Source organism: Pseudonocardia pini (genome assembly GCF_013870575.1).
GTDB lineage: Bacteria > Actinomycetota > Actinomycetes > Mycobacteriales > Pseudonocardiaceae > Pseudonocardia > Pseudonocardia pini.
Window position 1 is genome coordinate 1 of the sequence record NZ_JACBXB010000991.1, and the last position, 1,679, is coordinate 1,679.

The following is a 1,679-nucleotide window of genomic DNA, read 5'->3' on the forward strand; positions in this document are numbered from 1 at the left end:
CGCGGTGCGGGCACCGCGTCCGTCCCACCCTGTTCGGCCATCGTGTCCCCCCGGACCACCGTGTGAACCCCCGTCACCCGGCGTATCGCCCGCCGGGGACCGGGTTTTACGCCCCTATCGAGTGAACCCCGCCGGGCACCGTGTCGTCCACCGGGATCGGCTCACCGGGGCAGCCGCCCAGGATCCGGCCGATCGCGTCGTGCTCGGCCTGGGTGACCCACAGCCCGTACTTGGCCTTCACGGCGACCTGCCGGGCCACGTACGCGCACCGGTACCCGCGCTGGGGCGGGAGCCAGGTGGCGGCGTCGCCGTCGCCCTTGCCGCTGTTGGTCGGCCCGTCCACGGCCAGCAGGTTGAGCGGGTCGTTGCCCAGCCGCTCGCGGGTCTGCGGGTCCAGCTGCCGGGCGCCCTTCTGCCAGGCGTCCGACAGCGCGACGACGTGGTCGATCTGCACCGCCGTGCTCGTGTCCTGGCCGCGGGTGAACGGGATGGTCCTGCCGGTGTACGGGTCGGCCAGCACCCCCGTGAGCACGACGCAGTCCCGCGTCCCCGGCTTGAAGGTCTCGCCGGTCAGGTCGCGGGCGAGGACGTCGTTGCGCTGGTCAGGGACTTGGTCGCGGACTTCCTGGCCACGGCGGTGCGGTGGGTGCTCGCGATGCTGGCCACCTCGGGTCTGGCCTTCCCGCTGCTGATGGCCGAGGTCGTCACCGCCGCGGTGGAGCTCGGGGGCAGGCTCGTCCTGGAGCTCGACCGTCTGCTGGCGGCGCTCGTCACGGAGGCGCAGGACGTCCTCGCGAGGTCCGCGTCCCTGGCCGAGCTGCTCAACCGGACCGCCGACCTGGGCGTGGACTCGGCCCTTCGTGCGGTCCGGGCGGTGCCCGCGGACCTGGTTCGGGACGCCGCCGTCGAGTACGGCAAGCAGGCCACCGCAGGCTGAGTCGATCAGTGCCGCTCGGCGCGCCGTCGGTCACGTTCGGTGAGTTGCCCGGTCGGGTGATCGTGGCGTTCCCGGACGGGAGGCCCGCGCGGCGCTAGGGTCGCGGGGTGGGTATCCCGTCGTGGGTGTGGTTCCTGATCGCGGTGGTGGCGCTGGTCGGAGGCGTCGCCCTGATCCTCGCCGACCGCCGGGCGGGCGGGGCGGCCGAGCCTGCCGCCCGCGATCGCAAGCGGTGGGCGGCCGTGCACGACTGGGAGTACCACGAGACCGATCCAGTGCTGCCCAGTCGCTGGCGGTACGGCACCGTGCAGAAGGGCGGGCCGGGCATCGCCCGCTACTTGGCCACGGGCATCGTGCCGACGCCGGAGGGCGGCCGCACCGGCTACCTGTTCGACCACGAGCAGCAGGGCCGGACCAACGCCGTGGTCGTGGCCGTCGAGCTCCGCGAGCCGCTGCCCGCCGCCGTCGAGCTGAGGCTGCCGTCCGCGCCGTTGCCGGACTCCGACGGCGGCGCCGGGCTGGACCTCCTCGAGCCGGTCGGCGAGCGCTACTCCTTCGTCTCCGACGCGGAGGCGATCCGTCCGCTGCTCACCCAGCGGGTCGCCGACGCGGCCGACGCGGTCGGGGACGACATCGAGCTGCTCTGGGCCGAGGACGCCTGGGTGCTCGCCGCCGCCCCGGTGGACGCCAGCCCGGAGCGCGCCCAGGACCTGCTCGCCGACCTGGCCCAGGTGGCCACCGC

2 protein-coding genes and 1 pseudogene are annotated in these 1,679 nt (G+C 74.5%); 2 read left to right on the forward strand and 1 reads right to left on the reverse strand.

Translation table 11 applies throughout. From position 1 onward, the window contains the following. Positions 1-106: 106 nt before the first annotated feature. Positions 107-592 (reverse strand): annotated as a pseudogene (locus H5J29_RS31715) (HNH endonuclease family protein); the annotation flags it as partial. Positions 593-610: 18 nt separating this feature from the next. On the opposite strand from H5J29_RS31715, the gene H5J29_RS35615 reads away from it, so the two are divergent. Together H5J29_RS35615 and H5J29_RS31720 are read left to right on the forward strand one after the other, a co-directional pair. Continuing rightward, positions 611-937: a hypothetical protein gene (locus H5J29_RS35615; protein WP_246394540.1), complete on the forward strand. Its 327-nt coding sequence runs from the start codon at positions 611-613 to the stop codon at positions 935-937. A 107-nt stretch (positions 938-1,044) separates the two neighbouring features. Next, the coding region (locus H5J29_RS31720; protein WP_181784606.1) for a TtfA family protein at positions 1,045-1,679 on the forward strand (635 nt) is incomplete at its 3' end.